Below are 16,196 nucleotides of genomic sequence, written 5' to 3'. Positions count from 1 at the left end.
CCATGTCTTCATTGCAATCCCTCGACATCGCCAAGCGCTCCGCGACGACGCTGCCCAGCCCCGACGCGCGGCGCACGACGACGGAAGTCGCCAAGCTGATCGACGTCTCCTCGTGCATCGGCTGCAAGGCCTGCCAGGTCGCCTGCATGCAGTGGAACGACCTGCGCGACGACGTCGGTGAGACCCACGGCACCTACGACAACCCGCGCGACCTGACCCCGCAGTCGTGGACGGTGATGCGCTTCTCGGAAGTGGAGGTCGTCGAGAACAAGCTGGAGTGGCTGATCCGCAAGGACGGCTGCATGCACTGCGAGGACCCCGGCTGCCTGAAGGCCTGCCCCGCGCCGGGCGCGATCGTGAAGTACCAGAACGGCATCGTCGACTTCATCTCCGAGCACTGCGTCGGCTGCGGCAACTGCGTGACCGGCTGTCCGTTCGACGTGCCGCGCATCAGCAAGGCCGACAACAAGGCCTACAAGTGCAGCCTGTGCTCGGACCGCGTCGGCGTGGGCCTGGAACCCGCCTGCGTGAAGGCCTGCCCGACGGGGGCGATCCGTTTCGGCTCGAAGGAGGACATGCACGAGTTCGCCGCCGAACGCATCGTCGACCTGAAGGAGCGCGGCTACCAGAACGCCGGTGTGTACGACCCGCAGGGCGTCGGCGGCACGCACGTGATGTACGTGCTGCAGCATGCGGATCAGCCGACGCTGTATCACGGGCTGCCGAAGGATCCGCAGATCAGTCCGCTGGTGTCCTTGTGGAAGGGCGCGGCCAAGCCGCTGGCGGTCGCCGCGATGGTCGGCGCGGCGGTGGCGGGCTTCTTCCACTACATGAAGGTCGGCCCGCAGAAGACGGAGCACGACGAGCCGGATCCCGAAGAGGAACTGGCCTACGAACGCGCCAAGCATGGCGAAGGCCCCGACGGCGTGCCGGGCGGTGAGCCGCGGCGTTCGACGTACACCCCGCCCAGCGGCGGCCTGTGACCCACCGGGAGCTCACCATGTTGCTGCAACGCTATCGCGACAGCCAGCGGCTCAACCACTGGCTCATCGTGCTGCTGTTCCTGTGCGCCGGGCTCTCGGGCCTGGCCTTCTTCCACCCGAGCCTCTACTTCCTCAGCAATCTCTTCGGCGGCGGGCCGTGGACGCGCGTGCTGCATCCCTACCTGGGCGTGGGCATGGTGATCGCCTTCGCCTTCCTCGCGGTGCGGATGTGGCGCGACAACCTCTGGATCGGCGCCGACACGCAATGGATGCGGCAGAGCCCCGCCATGATCACCGGCGCCGGCAAGGAGGGCGTCCAGCCCGCGGCCAAGTACAACGCCGGCCAGAAGATCGTGTTCTGGGTGATGGTCGTGACGCTGATCCTCCTGCTGGTCACCGGCTTCATGTTCTGGCACGCCTGGTTCCCGGAAGGCAACATCATGTTGCGTCGCATCGCGGTGTTGCTGCACTCGGTATCGGCGACGATCCTGATCCTGACAATCATCATCCATGTCTACGCGGCAATCTGGGTCAAGGGCTCGTTCCGGGCGATGACCCGTGGTACGGTCACCGACACCTGGGCCGCGCACCATCACCCGCTGTGGCACAAGGAAGCGAAGGAGCGGCCCCGCGCATGACATCCCCCAGCCCCGTCCGGGTCATGACCCCGGAAGAGATCGCGGTCAACGCCGGCGCACGCGCCGCGCCGGTGAAGGTGCCGGAGCCCGGCCTCTTCGCCGAGCGCGCGCTGCGCCTGCGCCAATTGGCCGAGGGGCATGCGATGCGGGACTACCTGCTGTTCGTGGCGGAGCTGGCGCAGGCGCAGCATGAGCGCTTCCGGCGCGCCGAGCCGATGAAGCTGCTGGACGAGGTGCTGGTCAACAGCGCGATGGTCGGTGGCTTGCCGCCGCTCGACGTGACGACCTTCCGGCGCGATCCGGTGTGGCGCGAGGAACTCCGCGCCTTGTTGCGCGCGATGGCGACGGCGGCGATCCCCGATCCGGCGAAGGCGCTGGTGACGCAGTTGGGCGAAGCCGACGACGACTGGCTGGAGCAGCAGGCGGGCGCGTTGCTCGCCGGCGGAGCGCCGGGCCTGGACCCGGCGGCGGCGCCGCTGATCGCCGCGGCCTTGCAGGTGTACTGGGCGCGGCTCGTCGTGCAGCTGCAGGCGCGCTACGACGGCAGCGACCAGGGCGAGCACGTCGCGCCCTTCGGCATGATCGACGATCCGACGGTCTGTCCGTGCTGCGGCTCGCGACCGGTGGCCTCGATCACGCGCATCGCGGCGGAACAGTCCGGGCAGCGCTTCCTCGCCTGCTCGCTGTGCGGCGCGCAGTGGCACTACGTGCGCATCAAGTGCACGCATTGCCAGGGCACGAAGGGCATCACCTTCCAGAGCCTCGTCGACGCCGACGGCAACAAGTCCGAGGCCGTCGCGGCCGAGTGCTGCGAGACCTGCGGGCACTACCTCAAGCAGGTCCACATGGAAAAGGACCTGCAGGTCGAGCCGCTGGCCGACGACCTGGCGACGCTGACGCTCGATCTGCTGGTCGGCGAACTCGGCCTCGTGAGGCAGGGGTTCAACCCGCTGCTGATCCTCGGCGAGGCCGAGGCGCCTCCTCCGGACCCCGGAGGACACTGAGCATGAAGCCCGAGGCATCCATGGTTCATGGTCCGACGGCAGGCTCCCCGGTCAGCAGTCAGGACCCAGCCGCGCCCGACGATCGCTCTGTTCCCTCGCGCGGGCACGCCGCGCCGCGCGCTGCGGCCGCGGCCCCGAAGGACCTTCCCTCCGTTGATCGTCTGCTGCGCGATCCGGCGGTGACGCACCTGATGGCGCGACACGGTCACGCCTTCGTCGCCGCGCAGGCGCGACACCTGCTCGAATCGTGGCGCCAGCGCGCGCTGGCGGGCACGCTGCCGGCGGAGGAGCTTCAGCGCCTGACGTCCGAGCTCGAGCGCCTGTGCGTCGAGCGCCTCGCGCCGCGCATGCGCCGCGTGATCAACCTCACCGGCACGGTGCTGCACACCAACCTGGGCCGCGCGCTGCTGGCCGACGAGGCGCTGCGCCATGTGCTGAGCTGCATGAGCTCGCCCAACAACCTGGAGTTCGACCTTGCGCGCGGTGAGCGCGGCGACCGCGACAGCCTCGTCGAATCGCTGCTGTGCGACATCACCGGCGCCGAGGCGGCGACGGTCGTCAACAACAACGCCGCCGCGGTGCTGCTGGGCATCGCCGCGCTGGCCGGCGGCCAGGAGGTCGTCGTGTCGCGCGGCGAGCTGGTCGAGATCGGCGGCGCGTTCCGCATGCCCGACGTGATGGCGGCGGCGGGGGCGCGGCTGGTGGAGGTCGGCACGACCAACCGCACGCATGCGCGGGACTATCAATCCGCGATCGGTCCGGACACTGCGTTGCTGTTGAAGGTCCACACCAGCAACTACGCGATCCAGGGCTTCACGTCGTCGGTGAGCGAGGCCGAACTCGCCCCGATCGCGAAGGCCGCGGGCGTGCCGCTGATGACGGACCTGGGCAGCGGCTCGCTGGTCGACCTGGCGCAATGGGGCCTGCCGGCCGAGCCGCTGCCTCAGGCGATGCTGGCCGACGGCTGCGACATCGTGACCTTCAGCGGCGACAAGCTGCTGGGCGGGCCGCAGGCGGGTCTGATCGTCGGTCGCAAGGACCTGGTGCAGAAGATCCGCAAGTTCCCGATGAAGCGCGCGTTGCGCCTGTCCAAGCTGCCGATGGCCGCGTTGGAGGCGACGCTGCGGCTGTACCTGCAGCCGGACCGGCTGACGCAGGACCTGCCGACGCTGCGGCTGCTGACGCGGCCGGTGGGCCAGATCGAGGCGCAGGCGCAGCGGCTGCTGGCCCGCGTCGAGGAGGCCGTCGCACCGCGCTTCGACGCGCGCGTCAGCGCGATGCGCGGGCAGATCGGCTCGGGCTCGTTGCCGGTGGAGACGCTGCCGTCGGCGGGGCTGGTGCTGACGCCGCGGCTGCCCGGCAAGCGGGGGATCGGGCGCGCGCTCGACGACCTGCTCACGGCCCTGCGCGGGTTGCCGCTGCCCGTGATCGCGCGCGTGCAGGCCGATGAACTCTGGATGGACCTGCGCTGCCTGGACGAGGCGCGCGAGGAGCCCGACTTCCTCGAGCAGCTCGCGCAGCTGAAGGAGGCGCTCGCGTGATCGTCGGAACCGCCGGCCACATCGACCACGGCAAGACGACGCTGGTGAAGGCGCTGACCGGCGTCGACACGGATCGGCTGCCCGAGGAGAAGCGGCGCGGCATCAGCATCGCGCTCGGGTATGCGTTCCTGGACGCGAGCGAGGGCCCGCGCATCGGTTTTGTCGACGTCCCGGGACACGAGCGCCTCGTGCACACGATGCTGTCCGGCGCGACCGGCATCGACCACGCGCTGCTGCTGGTGGCCGCCGACGACGGCGTGATGCCGCAGACCCGCGAGCATCTGGCGCTGCTGTCGCTGCTGGGGATCGCGCGCGGGACGATCGCGCTGACGAAGTGCGACCGCGTGGACATCGCGACGCGCGCGCAGCGGCGCGAGGAGATCCGCGCGCTGGTGGCCGGTACGCCGCTGGCGGACGCACCGGTCTTCGAGGTGGCCGCGACCGCGGGCGAGGGCGTGCGCGCGTTGCGCGAGCACCTGATCGCCGAGGCGAAGGCGCTGCCGCCGCACGAGGTCGCGGGACAGGCCTTCCGGCTCGCGGTGGACCGCGTGTTCAGCCTGCCCGGTGTGGGCACGGTCTGCACCGGCACCGCGCATGCGGGCGAGGTGGCGGTCGGCGACGAACTCCTGCTGTTGCCGCCCGCGCCGGGACAGTCGCCGCGGCGCGGCCGCGTGCGCAGCCTGCATGCACAGAACGAGCCGGCGGAGCGCGCGTCGGCCGGACAACGCGTCGCCATCGGCCTTGCCGGTCTGGAGAAGGACGAGGTCGAGCGCGGCCAATGGCTGGCCGCGCCCGAGGTCGCGCAGTGGACGGACCGCCTCGATGCGCGGCTGCGGCTGTGGCCCGAGGAAGCGCGCGCGCTGCGAAGCGGCCTGCCGGTGCACGTGCATGTCGGCGCGGAAGCGGTCACCGGGTCGGTGGCGATGCTCGGACGCCTCGGTACGGCGCAGGCCGCTGGCCCTCACCCCTGCCCTCTCCCGCAAGCGGGAGAGGGGGTGAGCCCTGTGGCGCCGGCTGAGGCGCTGCAGCCGGGCGAGGAGGGCTTGGTGCAGCTCGTGCTGCATCGACCGATCGGCGCGTGGGCCGGCGACCGCGTCGTGCTGCGCGACGCGTCCGCGACGCGCGCGCTGGCCGGCGGGGTCGTGCTCGATCCGCACGCGCCGGCACGTTATCGCCGCACGACGCAGCGGCTCGCGGAACTCGTCGCGCTGACGGCGGACTCGCCCGCGCAACGGCTGGCCGGCCTGCTGGCGCAGGCGCCGATGGGCGTCGATCTCGCGCGATTCGCCGCGGGGCAGGGCGTGGCGAGCGACGCGCGCGCGGCCCAGCTGGCGGCGGACAGCGCATCGACGATCGTGCCCGGCGCCGACGGACCGGCGTGGGCGCTCGGCGCCGCGCAGACGGCGCAGTGGGAGGGCGTCGCGCTGGTCAGGTTGGCGCGGTATCACGAGGAACAGCCCGAGGAGCTCGGTCCCGACCTCGCGCGCTGGCGGCGACTGGCCGCGCCACGCATGGCGGAGGCGCTGTGGCAGTCGCTCGTGCGGCGGATGGCGTCGGCCGGACAGGTGGCGATCAGCGGCGCGTCGGCGCATCTGCCGGCGCACGGCATCCAGCTGTCGGCGCTGGACGAGCGCCTCGCGCAGAAGGTGATGCCGCGGCTGCTGTCGGCGGGCTTCGAAGGCGCCTGGGCGCGCGACCTAGCCAAGGACGCGCACGAGCCCGAAGCGCTGGTGCGCACGACCCTGGCGCGCCTGTCGCAGCGGGGCGAGCTGTTCCAAGTCGTGAAGGACCTGTACTACGCGCCGACGGCGATCCATGAGCTGGCGCGCATCGCGCGGGCCTCGGCGATCGGCGGCGACGTGAAGGCCGCGGTGTTCCGCGACCGCAGCGGCCTGGGGCGCAAGCGCGCGATCCAGGTGCTGGAGTTCTTCGACAAGGTCGGCGTGCTGCGGCGCGTCGGCGACGCGCACCGGCTGCGGACCGACAGCCGCCTGTTCATCGACGATCATGAGGGGGGCGGCGCCGCGCGCGTCGACGCCGTCGAGACCGCATGAACGCGCAACGATCAATGGAGAGACAACGATCCTGGTGGATCGGCCGGACTTCAAATCCGGTGGGTGATGCCACGCATCGCCGGGTGGGTTCGACTCCCACGTCTCTCCGCCAGCAACATCGGCTTGCCGGCTGCGCGACCCGATCTTGCGCCTGCGGTGCTCGCCGTACGGGCGTACGGCTGCGCGCCTCGGCGCAAGCTCGGGCCGCTCGCTTCGGCCATCCGATGTCGCTGGTTCTTGCGGCCGCCCTCGGGGCGGCAATTTCTTTGACTTCGACCGTTTTGACTGGAGCCTCCGATGTCTAGCCTCTTCCGACAAGTCAGCCGTGCGCTGCAGGGAATCGTCGCCGCGTCGCTGATCGCCGCAGGTCTCGCCGGAACGGCGATGGCGCAGACGCCGCAGGTGCTGCGCGTGACCGCCATCCCCGACGAATCGCCGACCGAGCTGGCCCGCAAGTTCGCGCCGCTCGGCAAGTACCTGGAGAAGGAACTCGGCGTGAAGGTCGAGTGGACGCCCGTCACCGACTACGCCGCCGCCGTCGAGGCCGTCGTCAACAAGAAGATCGACCTGGCCTGGTTCGGCGGCTTCACCTTCGTGCAGGCCAACGTGCGCTCGGGCGGCAGGATCGTCCCGCTGGTCCAGCGCGAGGAGGACGAGAAGTTCCGCTCCGTCTTCATCACCGACGCCAGGTCGGGCATCACGAAGCTCGAGGACCTCAAGGGCAAGACGCTCAGCTTCGGTTCCGCGTCGTCGACCTCGGGTCACCTGATGCCGCGCTCGTTCCTGCTGGCCGCGAAGATCAACCCCGACGCGGATCTGAAGCGCATCTCCTTCTCCGGCGCGCATGACGCCACCGTCGCCGCCGTGTCCTCGGGCAAGGTCGACGCCGGTGCGCTCAACATCTCCGTCTGGGAGAAGCTCGTCGCCGAGAAGAAGGTCGACACCGCGGCCGTCAAGGTCTTCTTCACGACGCCGCCGTACTACGACTACAACTGGAGCGTCCACGCCGACATGCCGGCCGCGACGAAGGAGAAGCTCAAGGCCGCGTTCCTGAAGCTCAACCCGTCGACGCCGGAAGGCAAGGAGATCCTCGACCTGCAGCGCGCGACGAAGTTCGTGCCGACGCAGCCCGAGAACTATGCCGGCATCAAGGCCGCCGCCGAGAACGCCGGTCTGCTGAAGTGAGTTGAGACGATCGCGATGCCGCTGCTGGAACTGGACGGCCTGCACCTGAGGGCCGGGGCGCGCACGCTGGTCGAGCCGCTGACGCTGCGCATCGAGACCGGCGAGCAGGTCGCGTTGATCGGCGCGTCGGGCGCCGGCAAGACCTCGCTGCTGCACGCGATGGCGATGGCGCTGGCACCTGTGGGCGGGACCATGCGCCTGGCGGGGCAGGACGCCTGGGCCTTGGCGTCCCGCGATCGCCACTGGCTGCGCCGCGAGCTGATGCTGGCGCCGCAGCATCCGCCGCTGCCGCCGCGCCAGCGCGTGGTCACCGCAGTGCTGGCCGGGCAGTTGCCCGGCGCGTCGATGGCGCAGACCCTGCGCATGCTGTTCAACCCGACCGAGGCGCAGGCGCGGCTCGCCTTCGACGCGCTGGACCGTCTGGAGCTCGGCGATCGGCTCTGGTCGCGCGTCGATCAGCTCTCCGGCGGCGAGCGCCAGCGCGTCGCGGTCGCGCGGCTGCTGGTGTCGAAGGCGCGGCTCTGGCTCGCCGACGAGCCGCTGTCGGCGCTGGACCCGCAGCGCGCGCAGCGCGTGCTCGAGGTCCTGCGAGACACGGCCCGCGCCCAGGACCGCACGCTGGTCTGCAGCCTGCACCAGGTCGACCTGGCATGCCGGGTGTTTCCGCGCGTGATCGCGCTGCGCGAAGGGCGCCTCGTCTACGACGGCCCGCCGCGGGACCTCGGCGCGCGTCAACTGGACGAGATCTACGCCGACCTGCTGAACGAGCCGCCGCCTGTGGCGCAGGACACGTTGCCGCCGGCGTCGTTGCCACAGGCGATGTGTCGATGAGCGCCGCCGCCGCGGCCCCGTGGCGCCGCGATCCCGCCGCCACGCGACGACTCGGTCTGGCCGTCGGCCTGCTCGTGCTGCTGTGGCCGCTCCTCGTCTGGTGCGAGTTCCGTCCTTGGGAACTGCTCGATGAACGCAGCCTGCGCGCGACGATGCGTTTCGGCGCGCAGTTCCTGACGCCGCGCCTGGATGCCGAGTTCCTGACGATGCTCGCCGCCGACACGTGGCGCACCGTGGCGATGGCGACGGTGGGGATGGCGCTCGCCTGGGTGATCGCCGTGCCGATGGCGCTGCTGGCGACGGCGCGGCTGTCGGTGTCCGCGGTGGCGGGTCGCATGGGCCCGGGGCCGGCGGCGCTGCGCGGGATCGTGCGCCTCGTGCTCATCGTGCTGCGCTCGGTCCCGGAGCTGGTCTGGGCGCTGATGCTGGTCCGCGTGATCGGTCTCGGCCCCGGCGCCGGCGTGCTGGCGATCGCGCTGTCCTATGGCGGGATGCTCGGCAAGGTCTACGCCGAGATCCTCGAAAGCGCCGACGCCGCGCCCACGCAGGCGCTGCTGCGCGGTGGCGCCGGACGTCTGCAGGCGCTGCTCTTCGGCACCTTGCCCGGATGCGCCGACGAGCTCGTGAGCTACACCGTCTACCGCTGGGAATGCGCGATCCGGTCCTCGGTCGTGCTGGGCTTCGTCGGCGCGGGCGGGCTCGGTCAGCAACTGGACAACGCGACCAAGATGTTCGCCGGCGCCGAGGTCGCGACCATCCTGCTCGTGTTCATCGCGCTCGTGGCGATGGCCGATCGGATCAGCGCCTGGCTGCGTCCGGCGCGTGAAGCCGGCCAGGGCGCGGAGGCGTCCCGTCGCACCGCCCGGCCGTCTCCGCGATGGGGCGTGCGGGGGCTGCTCATCGGCCTGCTGGCGCTGCTGATCGCGAGCTTCGTGACGCTGCCGCTGCGCTGGGGTGAACTGCTGGGGGCGGGGGCGCTCGCCCAGATGGGGCGCTTCATCGCGGAGTTCTTTCCGCCGCAGTGGGCGCCGGCCTTTCTCGGACGCGTCGGCCAGGGGGCGTTGGAGACGCTGGCGATGTCGGCGCTGGGCAGCGTCCTGGCAGCGGTGGCCGGGCTCGCGATCGCGCTGCTGGCCAGCCGGCCGCCGGGGCTGCTGCGCTGGACTTCGCGGCTGTTGCTGAACGTGCTGCGCAGCGTGCCGGAACTGGTCTGGGCGGCGATCCTGCTGGTCGCCGCCGGCCTGGGGCCGATGCCGGGCACGCTGGCGCTGGCGCTGCACACGACGGGCGTGCTCGGCCGTCTGATGGCCGAGGCGCTGGAGAACGCACCGCCGCAGACCGCCCAGGCCTTGCGCTGGGCGGGCGCGTCACGCTGGCAGGTCTTCGCGTTCGCGACGCTGCCGCAGGCGGCGCCGCAACTGCTCAGCTACACGCTGTACCGGTGGGAAAACAACATCCGCGCCGCGACGGTGCTGGGGGTGGTCGGGGCCGGCGGGCTCGGCCAGATGCTGAGCCTGCACCTCAGCCTGTTCCAGATGCGCGAGACTTGCACCGTGCTGCTGGCGATGCTGGCGCTGGTGATGCTGGTCGACGCCTGTTCCTACGCGGCGCGCCGGAAATTGAATCGTTGAAGAGAGACGTTGCCGAGCAACGTGGAAGTGAGCCGCCATGAACGACGAAGCCCTCAAGCTGCTGCTGACGCGTGCTTCGGTCGGGCCGAAGTACCTGATCGAACCCGGGCCCGACGACGGGCATCTGCGCCTGATGGTCGATGCCGCGCTGCACGCGCCCGATCACGCCGGGCTGGTGCCCTTCCGGTTCAAGGTCGTGCGCGGCGAGGCGAAGCGCCCGATGGCGGCGCTCTTCGCCGAGGCTGCGCGCCGCGCGGGCAAGGACGCCGCCGGCCTCGCGATGGACGAGGAACGCGCGCTGCGTCCGCCGGTGACGGTGGCCGTCGTCGTGCGGCTGGACCTGGGCCATCCGCAGGTGCCGGCGCACGAGCAGTGGGCCTGCGTGGGTGGGGCGCTGACGAACTTCCTGAACGCCGCGCACGCGCTCGGCTTCGGCGGAAAGATGCTCAGCGGCGCGAAGGCGCGCGATCCGGGTCTGATCGCCGCGTTCTGCGAGCCGGGCGAGACGCTGCTCGGCTGGATTGCGATGGGCACGCCAGCGCCGTCGGACAAGCCGCCCAAGCCGCGCGCCGCCAAGGACGGCGCCGACCGCGCGTTGCAGTTCTGGGGCGGTTAGCCCCTAACCGTAGATGTAGCTCTGCAATTGAGCGATGGTCAGCTCATCGTCCGCGATGATGTTGTCCATCAGGTCCCTGATCGACAGCATGCCCACGACGGTCGATCCCTCGACCACCGGCAGGTGGCGGATCTTGCGCTGGCTCATGAGGCTCATGCACTCGCGGCACTCGGTGTCGGGCTTCACGACGAACACGTTGGCCGTCATGACCTCCTTGACCTGCGTGTTGCGCGAATCTCTGCCCTGCAGCGCGATCTTGCGGGTGTAGTCGCGCTCCGAGAAGATGCCGAGCAGCCGCTCGCCCTCCATCACCAGCAGCGCACCGACATCATGCTGCGCGAGCAGATGCAGCGCATCGAACACCGTCGCTTCCGGCGTGATGCGCCAGACGCTCGGGCCGCGGTTCTTCAACAGTTCGGACACCGGTTTCATGGGGCCTCCTGGCGGAATCCTGGCTGGGATCCTGACTTGAATCCTGGCCGGGACTTGGGCAAATCGCTGACGGATTCGGACGCCCCAAGATAAGCGCCTTGGCGGCGCGCCGCAAGCCCCATCAAGACCCGACCCCCAAAGGAGCGAGGTCGTGATGTCGCGAGGCTCAGGCGGGGTGGGTCAAGTCGCGCAGATGGGTGGGACCGGCGCGGCGTTCGATCTCGGCGAGCAGGTCGCGGCCCCAGCCCATCGCGAAGAGCGCTTCGCCGACAACGAACATCGGCCCGACCAGCAGCCCGATCAGGTCATCCACGAAGGCGGGCTTGCGCCCCTCGTAATAATGACCGACGAACTGGATGACCCATCCGACCAGGAAGCTGCCCAGTCCCCAGGCGAGCCAGCCGCCGACGGAACCCGCCGCCAGCGGATGCGCCAGCGCCATCAGTACCGCGTTGACGATCGCGGTGGACAGGCCGAGCACGAAGTTGCCGCGCGTCAGGTACCAGATCGTGGCGGCGCCCCAGACCACCCAGGCGGCGGACACGGTCCAGTCGGCGACGTGGAATTGCGCCCGCGCCAGCAGCACGCCGATCGCGAAGACGATCAGCGGAATGCCGACGAAGTGGGTGGCGATGTTGCGGCGGTCGCGGTGGTAGGCGGCGTACTGCGCCATCAGGTCGTTGGCTTGGCGTGCCATGGCAGTCCTCCGTGCGAGGTGTCGTCGTGATGTCGCAATGCTAGTGCGACCAGCTTGTTTGTGCCGTTCAGAATGCAGGTCTGACCACTCTTGGTTTACCCCTATGCAAGTGTTGACGCGGGCAAGCGAGGTGCCTCCGGTGTTGTGGACCCCGTGGACACGGGGGGCGGCCCACGTGGCGATCGTCGCTGTGGCGCTGGCGGTCGCAGGATGCGGCAGTGCACCAATCGGGGCGACAGCGGAGTCGACGACGGGCCGCAGTGCAGCCGCTGCATCGGCCACATCGACTGCATCCGGCGCGGCGCCGGGCGCTGAAGCGCCGCCGTCCTCATGCCCCACGTGGCTCGCGGCGCAGCAGCGCGGCGAGGGGCGGCTCTACCGCGTTGACGCCGCAGGCTCGCAGGTCCGGATCCACGTCTTCCGCGCCGGACGGCTCGCCAAGCTCGGCCACAACCATGTGCTCGGAGTCGAACGGCTCGACGGCCACGTCTTCCTGCCCGCCGACGGGATCGCGGGCGCAGGCGTCGAACTCGGGTTCCGCCTCGACGACATCGGCATCGACAAGCCCGAATGGCGCGCCAGCCTCGGCCCCGAATTCGCCAGCGTGCCGACGGCCTCCGATGTCGCCGGCACGCGGACCAACATGCTCCGCGCCATCGACGGCGAACGCTTCCCGGCGATCTCGATGCGCAGCTCGGCGGTGGGTGGTGCGTTCCCGGTCCTCGCCGTCAAGCTCGCGGTGCGGTGGCATGGGCAGGTCCGCGAGATCGACGTGCCCGTGCGGGTCGCCCGACCTTCAGGGGATGCGCCGCTGCGCGCCCAAGGCGCGCTCGTCCTGCGGCAGAGCGACTTCGGTATCGCGCCGTTCTCCGTCTTCGGAGGGCTGCTCGCCATCCAGGATGAACTGACGGTCGACGTCGATGTGGCGGCTCGGCCTTCGGTGGCCTGCGATTGATGTCGGCTGCGGGAGGCCTGGCGCGGGCGCTCCACACTGCATGGGGGATCCCTCCAGGACCCCCAAGCAGTATTCCGGCCCCAGTGGGACTCGCTGTGATCGGGCCCTGGGAGTTCGGCCCGGTGCCTTGGCCGTGATCGGGCCTTGGGAGTCGGGGTCAGGCGCGGAGATCGAGACTCATCAGGTCCTTGGCGTAGTAACGGCCGTCGGAGAGACGGATGGCGCGGGGAAGGTGACCGTAGCGGGTGAAGCCGGCCTGTCGGTAGACCGCGATGGCGGATTGATTGCCGGCGGTGACGCTGAGCGTCACGGTTTCCAGGCGCGGCTCGCGGCGCAGCAAGGCAAGCGCCTGCTGCAAGAGGCGCTTGCCGATGCCGCGTCCGCGGAACCGGTCGTCCACCATCATCCCGATCAGATGCGCGATGTGTTGCACCTTCTTGCGGTTCTCGTGCTCGCAGGTCAGCGCACCCACCAACTGCTCGCCGCGCCACGCACCCAGCGTGAACAGCGACTTGCCGCCGGCCTGCGGATGCAGTCGCACGCGATAGCTCGCAGCCTCGCGGGCGCGTTCGGTCTCCGCGTCGGAGGTGAAGGCCTGCTCGTGTCTCGCCAACATGGCGTCGCGCAGCGCCTTGTAGGCCACCAGGTCGCCTTCGGTCAGCAGGCGCAGCGTGATGGCGCCGACGTTCGCGCTATCGGAGTCGTTCGAGTCGCTCAAGCTCGCTCCTGTCATTGATGTTGGCAAAGGCGCGGTCGTCGCCCGGTCGATCGAAGGCGACGCGCGCCAGCGGCAGGCTGGACAGCCAGCCCTCGACGCGCCGCTCGCCCGCACGCAGCGCGGCATCGAGCGAGGCCCGATGGCCGGCGTGGATCAGGCTCGCGAGCGGCTGGCTGCGCAGCGGTGCGTCCGGCGCCTCGCGGCCCATCGCCATGGCCGCGGTCCGGTCAGGGGCGAGGCCCTCGGCCAGGCGGGCGAGCAGGTCGACGGGCAGCCAGGGGCTGTCGCCGCTGACCACGAGCAGCCAATCGTCGCGCTGATCTGCAGCGGCGATCGACTCCAGTCCCGCAAGGATCCCGGCGAGCGGTCCGGGGAAGTCGGGCAGCGTGTCCTCGAGGACCGGATGGCCGAGGCGGCGGTAGTCGTCGAGGTGGCGGTTGGCGCTGATGAGCACGCGGCCGCCGGTCTGCGGGGCGATGCGGTCGAGCACATGATCGACGAGGGGCCGGCCCTGGAAGGGCTGGAGCGGCTTGTCGACGCCGCCCATGCGCGTGGCGCGTCCGCCGCAGAGGAGCAGCGCGGTGACGCGCATCAGCCGCCGATGTAGTGCATCTCGACGCGGCGCGCCGGGCCGGATTCCGAGGCCGCGGGCAGGCTGGCGCGGAGTTCCGAGTAGCGATCGTTGCGCCGTGTCCAGAGCGCGCCGAGTGCGGCGGCGATCTCGTCGTCGCTGCGCGCGTCGTGGGCGGCATCGCCGCGCAGCAGCGCGCGCAGGTCGTGGCCGTCGCCGGCGAAGAGGCAGGTGTAGAGGCGGCCCTCGGTCGAGAGCCGCGCGCGGTTGCAGTCGCCGCAGAAGGCCTGCGTGACGCTGGAGATCAGGCCGATCTCGCCGCTGCCGTCGGCGTAGCCCCAACGCGTGGCGGTCTCGCCGTCGGAGGAGGGCGCGAGCGGCACCAGGTCGGCGTGCTCGCGCAGCCGGGCGAGGACCTCGGCGGACGGCAGGACTTCGTCCATGCGCCAGCCGTTGCTCATGCCGACGTCCATGTACTCGATGAAGCGCAGCACGACGCCGGTGCCGCGGAAGTGGCGCGCCATCGGGACGATCTGGTCATCGTTGGTGCCGCGCTTGACGACCATGTTGACCTTGATCGGCGCCAGGTCGGCGGCGTGGGCGGCCTCGATGCCGCGCAGCACTTCGGCGACGGGGAAGTCCACGTCGTTCATGCGCCGGAAGATGGCGTCGTCGAGCGCGTCCAGGCTGACGGTGACGCGGTTCAGGCCGGCGTCCTTGAGCGCCTGGGCCTTGCGGGCGAGCAGCGAGCCGTTGGTGGTGAGCGTGAGGTCGAGCGGCTGCCCCTCCGGCGTGCGCAGCGCGGCCAGTTGGGCGATCAACGCCTCGAGGTTGCGGCGCAGCAGCGGTTCGCCGCCGGTGAGGCGCAGCTTCTGGACGCCGAGTTGGGCGAACACGCGGGCGAGCCGGGCGATCTCCTCGAAGGAGAGCAGGTCGCGGTGCGGGAGGAAGGCGTAGTCCTTGTCGAACACGTCCTTCGGCATGCAGTAGCTGCAGCGGAAGTTGCAGCGGTCGGTGACGGAGATCCGCAGGTCGCGCAGTGGCCGGCCGCGCGCATCCAGCCACGGGCCGCTGCGGGGTGGCGGCAGCGGATGCGGCACGGGAGGCGTCCGCCCGATCTGGCGCAGATCGAGCAGCGGAATCACACCATCGGTCATGAAGCGGATTGTGCCGCCGACAGCCCGCCCGCGCCCGCGGAGGCCCTTCGGGGAGCCACTGTGCTCCTGCGCCAGGGGCTGGGCTGTGCGCTATGCATCCGAGACCGCGTCGTCACCCTGTAGGACCTGTCACTTGCGCAGCGAGGCCGGCAGCGGTCGAATCGCGGGATGAGCTTGACCCCCACGACCGTGGTCCATGCGGACCTGGCCAGCTTCGTCTCCTTCGGCGAAGCCCTCACCGACATGATCCGCGTCGGCCACGACCACTGGCGCAGCCGCAGCGGCGGCTCGCCCTGGAACGTCGCCATCGGGATGTCCCGCCTGGGCCAGCTCAGCGCCTTCGCCGGCGGCATCAGCAAGGACGCGTTCGGCCAGGCGATCTGGCAGGCCAGCGCCGATGCCAGCCTGGACCTGCGCTTCATCCAGCAGTTCGCCAAGTCGCCGCTGGTGGCCTACGTCCATCAGGTCGATCCGCCGGAGTACGCCTTCGTCGGCGACGACAGCGCCGACCTGCACTTCCGCCCCCACGCGTTGCCCGCCGGATGGCGCCGCGCACTGCGCTGGGCGCATTTCGGCTCGATCAGCCTCACCCGCGAACCGCTCGCGGCGCGGCTGATCGCACTGGCCGAATCCCTCAAGGACGAGGGCGTGCGCATCAGCTACGACCCCAACTACCGCATGTCCATGGACTCCCGCTACGACCGCACGCTGGAACGCATGTGCCGGCTGGCGGACGTCATCAAGGTCTCGGACGAAGACCTCCGCGGCCTGTTCCGCAGCCGCGACCACCACTTCGGACTGGCGCAGATCTCGGCCTGGAACCCGCGCGCGATCGTGATGCTGACGCTCGGTGAACGCGGCGCGCAGCTGTTCCATCCGAAAGCCGACCTCAGCGCCGCGCCGCCGCCGCTCGAGCAGATCGTCGACACCATCGGCGCCGGCGACGCCGCCATGGCCGGCCTGCTCTACAGCCTGATGAACGGCGGCACGCAGGATCCCGAGGACCACCTGCGCTGGGCCGTGGCCGCGGGCGCGGCGGCCTGCGCCGGCGCGGGCGTGGACGGCCTGTCGGCCGGGCTGGTCACCTCGCTCATCGACCAGGTGCAGGTCAGGCGCGCCGAGATGGCGTAACGCTGGGCCTGGCGGCCCGGCGCCTTCCCAGGGAACCCAACGGGGACCTCGC

Annotated in this window: 16 protein-coding genes and 1 tRNA gene; 12 read left to right on the top strand and 5 right to left on the bottom strand. The window is 70.8% G+C overall.

Features of this window, described 5'->3' with window-relative positions; translation table 11 throughout:
- Nucleotides 1-2: 2 nt before the first annotated feature.
- The 10 genes from fdxH to AC07PR_RS21280 all read left to right on the top strand — a co-directional run bounded on the left by fdxH (nt 3) and on the right by AC07PR_RS21280 (nt 10,483).
- Nucleotides 3-983 (top strand): formate dehydrogenase subunit beta, encoded by a 981-nt coding sequence (gene fdxH, locus AC07PR_RS21325; RefSeq protein WP_495136481.1) that lies wholly within the window; start codon nt 3-5, stop codon nt 981-983.
- A 17-nt stretch (nt 984-1,000) separates the two neighbouring features.
- Entirely contained in the window at nt 1,001-1,621 is a 621-nt protein-coding gene (locus AC07PR_RS21320; RefSeq protein WP_377162058.1) for a formate dehydrogenase subunit gamma, read from the top strand.
- Nucleotides 1,618-2,625 (top strand): formate dehydrogenase accessory protein FdhE, encoded by a 1,008-nt coding sequence (fdhE, locus tag AC07PR_RS21315; RefSeq protein ID WP_377156624.1) that lies wholly within the window; start codon nt 1,618-1,620, stop codon nt 2,623-2,625. The genes AC07PR_RS21320 and fdhE overlap by 4 nt, the downstream gene beginning before the upstream one ends.
- A 20-nt stretch (nt 2,626-2,645) precedes the next feature.
- Nucleotides 2,646-4,166, top strand: a complete 1,521-nt coding sequence (selA, locus tag AC07PR_RS21310; RefSeq protein WP_495136555.1) for an L-seryl-tRNA(Sec) selenium transferase — start codon at nt 2,646-2,648, stop codon at nt 4,164-4,166.
- Nucleotides 4,163-6,220 (top strand): selenocysteine-specific translation elongation factor, encoded by a 2,058-nt coding sequence (selB, locus tag AC07PR_RS21305; RefSeq protein WP_495136480.1) that lies wholly within the window; start codon nt 4,163-4,165, stop codon nt 6,218-6,220. The genes selA and selB overlap by 4 nt, the downstream gene beginning before the upstream one ends.
- Nucleotides 6,221-6,236: 16 nt before the next feature.
- A tRNA-Sec gene (locus tag AC07PR_RS21300) sits at nt 6,237-6,332 on the top strand.
- Between the two features lie 185 nt (nt 6,333-6,517).
- Nucleotides 6,518-7,405 (top strand): putative selenate ABC transporter substrate-binding protein, encoded by an 888-nt coding sequence (locus AC07PR_RS21295; RefSeq protein WP_495136479.1) that lies wholly within the window; start codon nt 6,518-6,520, stop codon nt 7,403-7,405.
- A 15-nt stretch (nt 7,406-7,420) separates the two neighbouring features.
- On the top strand, nt 7,421-8,236 hold the full coding sequence (locus tag AC07PR_RS21290; protein ID WP_483105519.1) for a phosphonate ABC transporter ATP-binding protein: 816 nt from the start codon (nt 7,421-7,423) through the stop codon (nt 8,234-8,236).
- The gene (gene phnE, locus AC07PR_RS21285) at nt 8,233-9,867 is read left to right on the top strand and encodes a phosphonate ABC transporter, permease protein PhnE (protein WP_495136478.1); all 1,635 of its coding nucleotides are present in this window, start codon (nt 8,233-8,235) and stop codon (nt 9,865-9,867) included. Before AC07PR_RS21290 ends, phnE begins: the two co-directional genes overlap by 4 nt.
- A gap of 37 nt (nt 9,868-9,904) precedes the next feature.
- Nucleotides 9,905-10,483, top strand: coding sequence for a nitroreductase family protein (locus AC07PR_RS21280; RefSeq protein WP_495136477.1), 579 nt, complete (start codon nt 9,905-9,907; stop codon nt 10,481-10,483).
- 3 nt (nt 10,484-10,486) lie between these two features.
- On the opposite strand, the gene AC07PR_RS21275 is transcribed toward AC07PR_RS21280, so the two are convergent.
- A complete protein-coding gene (locus AC07PR_RS21275) occupies nt 10,487-10,915 on the bottom strand; it encodes a CBS domain-containing protein (protein ID WP_377156613.1) in 429 nt (142 codons plus the stop codon).
- Between the two features lie 166 nt (nt 10,916-11,081).
- A complete protein-coding gene (locus AC07PR_RS21270; RefSeq protein ID WP_495136476.1) occupies nt 11,082-11,612 on the bottom strand; it encodes an Mpo1 family 2-hydroxy fatty acid dioxygenase in 531 nt (176 codons plus the stop codon).
- 175 nt (nt 11,613-11,787) lie between these two features.
- Between AC07PR_RS21270 and AC07PR_RS21265 the strand changes: the two genes are divergently transcribed.
- On the top strand, nt 11,788-12,567 hold the full coding sequence (locus AC07PR_RS21265; RefSeq protein ID WP_495136475.1) for a YceI family protein: 780 nt from the start codon (nt 11,788-11,790) through the stop codon (nt 12,565-12,567).
- Between the two features lie 157 nt (nt 12,568-12,724).
- Here the strand turns inward: AC07PR_RS21265 and AC07PR_RS21260 are convergent, their stop codons facing one another.
- Genes AC07PR_RS21260 through moaA form a run of 3 tightly spaced genes read right to left on the bottom strand, consistent with a single transcriptional unit; the run spans nt 12,725 to nt 15,013 of the window.
- Nucleotides 12,725-13,285, bottom strand: coding sequence for a GNAT family N-acetyltransferase (locus AC07PR_RS21260; RefSeq protein WP_377156608.1), 561 nt, complete (start codon nt 13,283-13,285; stop codon nt 12,725-12,727).
- The gene (gene mobA, locus AC07PR_RS21255; protein ID WP_495136474.1) at nt 13,260-13,877 is read right to left on the bottom strand and encodes a molybdenum cofactor guanylyltransferase MobA; all 618 of its coding nucleotides are present in this window, start codon (nt 13,875-13,877) and stop codon (nt 13,260-13,262) included. The genes AC07PR_RS21260 and mobA overlap by 26 nt, the downstream gene beginning before the upstream one ends.
- Nucleotides 13,877-15,013: a GTP 3',8-cyclase MoaA gene (moaA, locus tag AC07PR_RS21250; protein WP_495136473.1), complete on the bottom strand. Its 1,137-nt coding sequence runs from the start codon at nt 15,011-15,013 to the stop codon at nt 13,877-13,879. The genes mobA and moaA overlap by 1 nt, the downstream gene beginning before the upstream one ends.
- Before the next feature lie 168 nt (nt 15,014-15,181).
- On the opposite strand from moaA, the gene AC07PR_RS21245 reads away from it, so the two are divergent.
- Entirely contained in the window at nt 15,182-16,144 is a 963-nt protein-coding gene (locus AC07PR_RS21245; protein ID WP_483105526.1) for a carbohydrate kinase family protein, read from the top strand.
- The last annotated feature ends 52 nt before the right edge of the window (nt 16,145-16,196 follow it).

The sequence above is a fragment of the Roseateles sp. GW821-FHT09H11 genome, assembly GCF_059415845.1.
The sequence above is the reverse complement of the archived record's forward strand: the minus strand, read 5'-3'. Positions and strand labels throughout refer to the sequence as shown.

What these genes read in the sequence shown, in the direction of transcription:
- AC07PR_RS21295 (WP_495136479.1), top strand. Translation starts at nt 6,518, where the DNA reads ATGTCTAGCCTCTTCCGACAAGTCAGCCGTGCGCTGCAGGGAATCGTC.
- AC07PR_RS21275 (WP_377156613.1), bottom strand. Translation starts at nt 10,915, where the DNA reads ATGAAACCGGTGTCCGAACTGTTGAAGAACCGCGGCCCGAGCGTCTGG.
- AC07PR_RS21245 (WP_483105526.1), top strand. Translation starts at nt 15,182, where the DNA reads ATGAGCTTGACCCCCACGACCGTGGTCCATGCGGACCTGGCCAGCTTC.
- AC07PR_RS21270 (WP_495136476.1), bottom strand. Translation starts at nt 11,612, where the DNA reads ATGGCACGCCAAGCCAACGACCTGATGGCGCAGTACGCCGCCTACCAC.
- phnE (WP_495136478.1), top strand. Translation starts at nt 8,233, where the DNA reads ATGAGCGCCGCCGCCGCGGCCCCGTGGCGCCGCGATCCCGCCGCCACG.
- fdxH (WP_495136481.1), top strand. Translation starts at nt 3, where the DNA reads ATGTCTTCATTGCAATCCCTCGACATCGCCAAGCGCTCCGCGACGACG.
- selA (WP_495136555.1), top strand. Translation starts at nt 2,646, where the DNA reads ATGGTTCATGGTCCGACGGCAGGCTCCCCGGTCAGCAGTCAGGACCCA.
- AC07PR_RS21320 (WP_377162058.1), top strand. Translation starts at nt 1,001, where the DNA reads ATGTTGCTGCAACGCTATCGCGACAGCCAGCGGCTCAACCACTGGCTC.
- AC07PR_RS21280 (WP_495136477.1), top strand. Translation starts at nt 9,905, where the DNA reads ATGAACGACGAAGCCCTCAAGCTGCTGCTGACGCGTGCTTCGGTCGGG.
- fdhE (WP_377156624.1), top strand. Translation starts at nt 1,618, where the DNA reads ATGACATCCCCCAGCCCCGTCCGGGTCATGACCCCGGAAGAGATCGCG.
- AC07PR_RS21290 (WP_483105519.1), top strand. Translation starts at nt 7,421, where the DNA reads ATGCCGCTGCTGGAACTGGACGGCCTGCACCTGAGGGCCGGGGCGCGC.
- moaA (WP_495136473.1), bottom strand. Translation starts at nt 15,013, where the DNA reads ATGACCGATGGTGTGATTCCGCTGCTCGATCTGCGCCAGATCGGGCGG.
- mobA (WP_495136474.1), bottom strand. Translation starts at nt 13,877, where the DNA reads ATGCGCGTCACCGCGCTGCTCCTCTGCGGCGGACGCGCCACGCGCATG.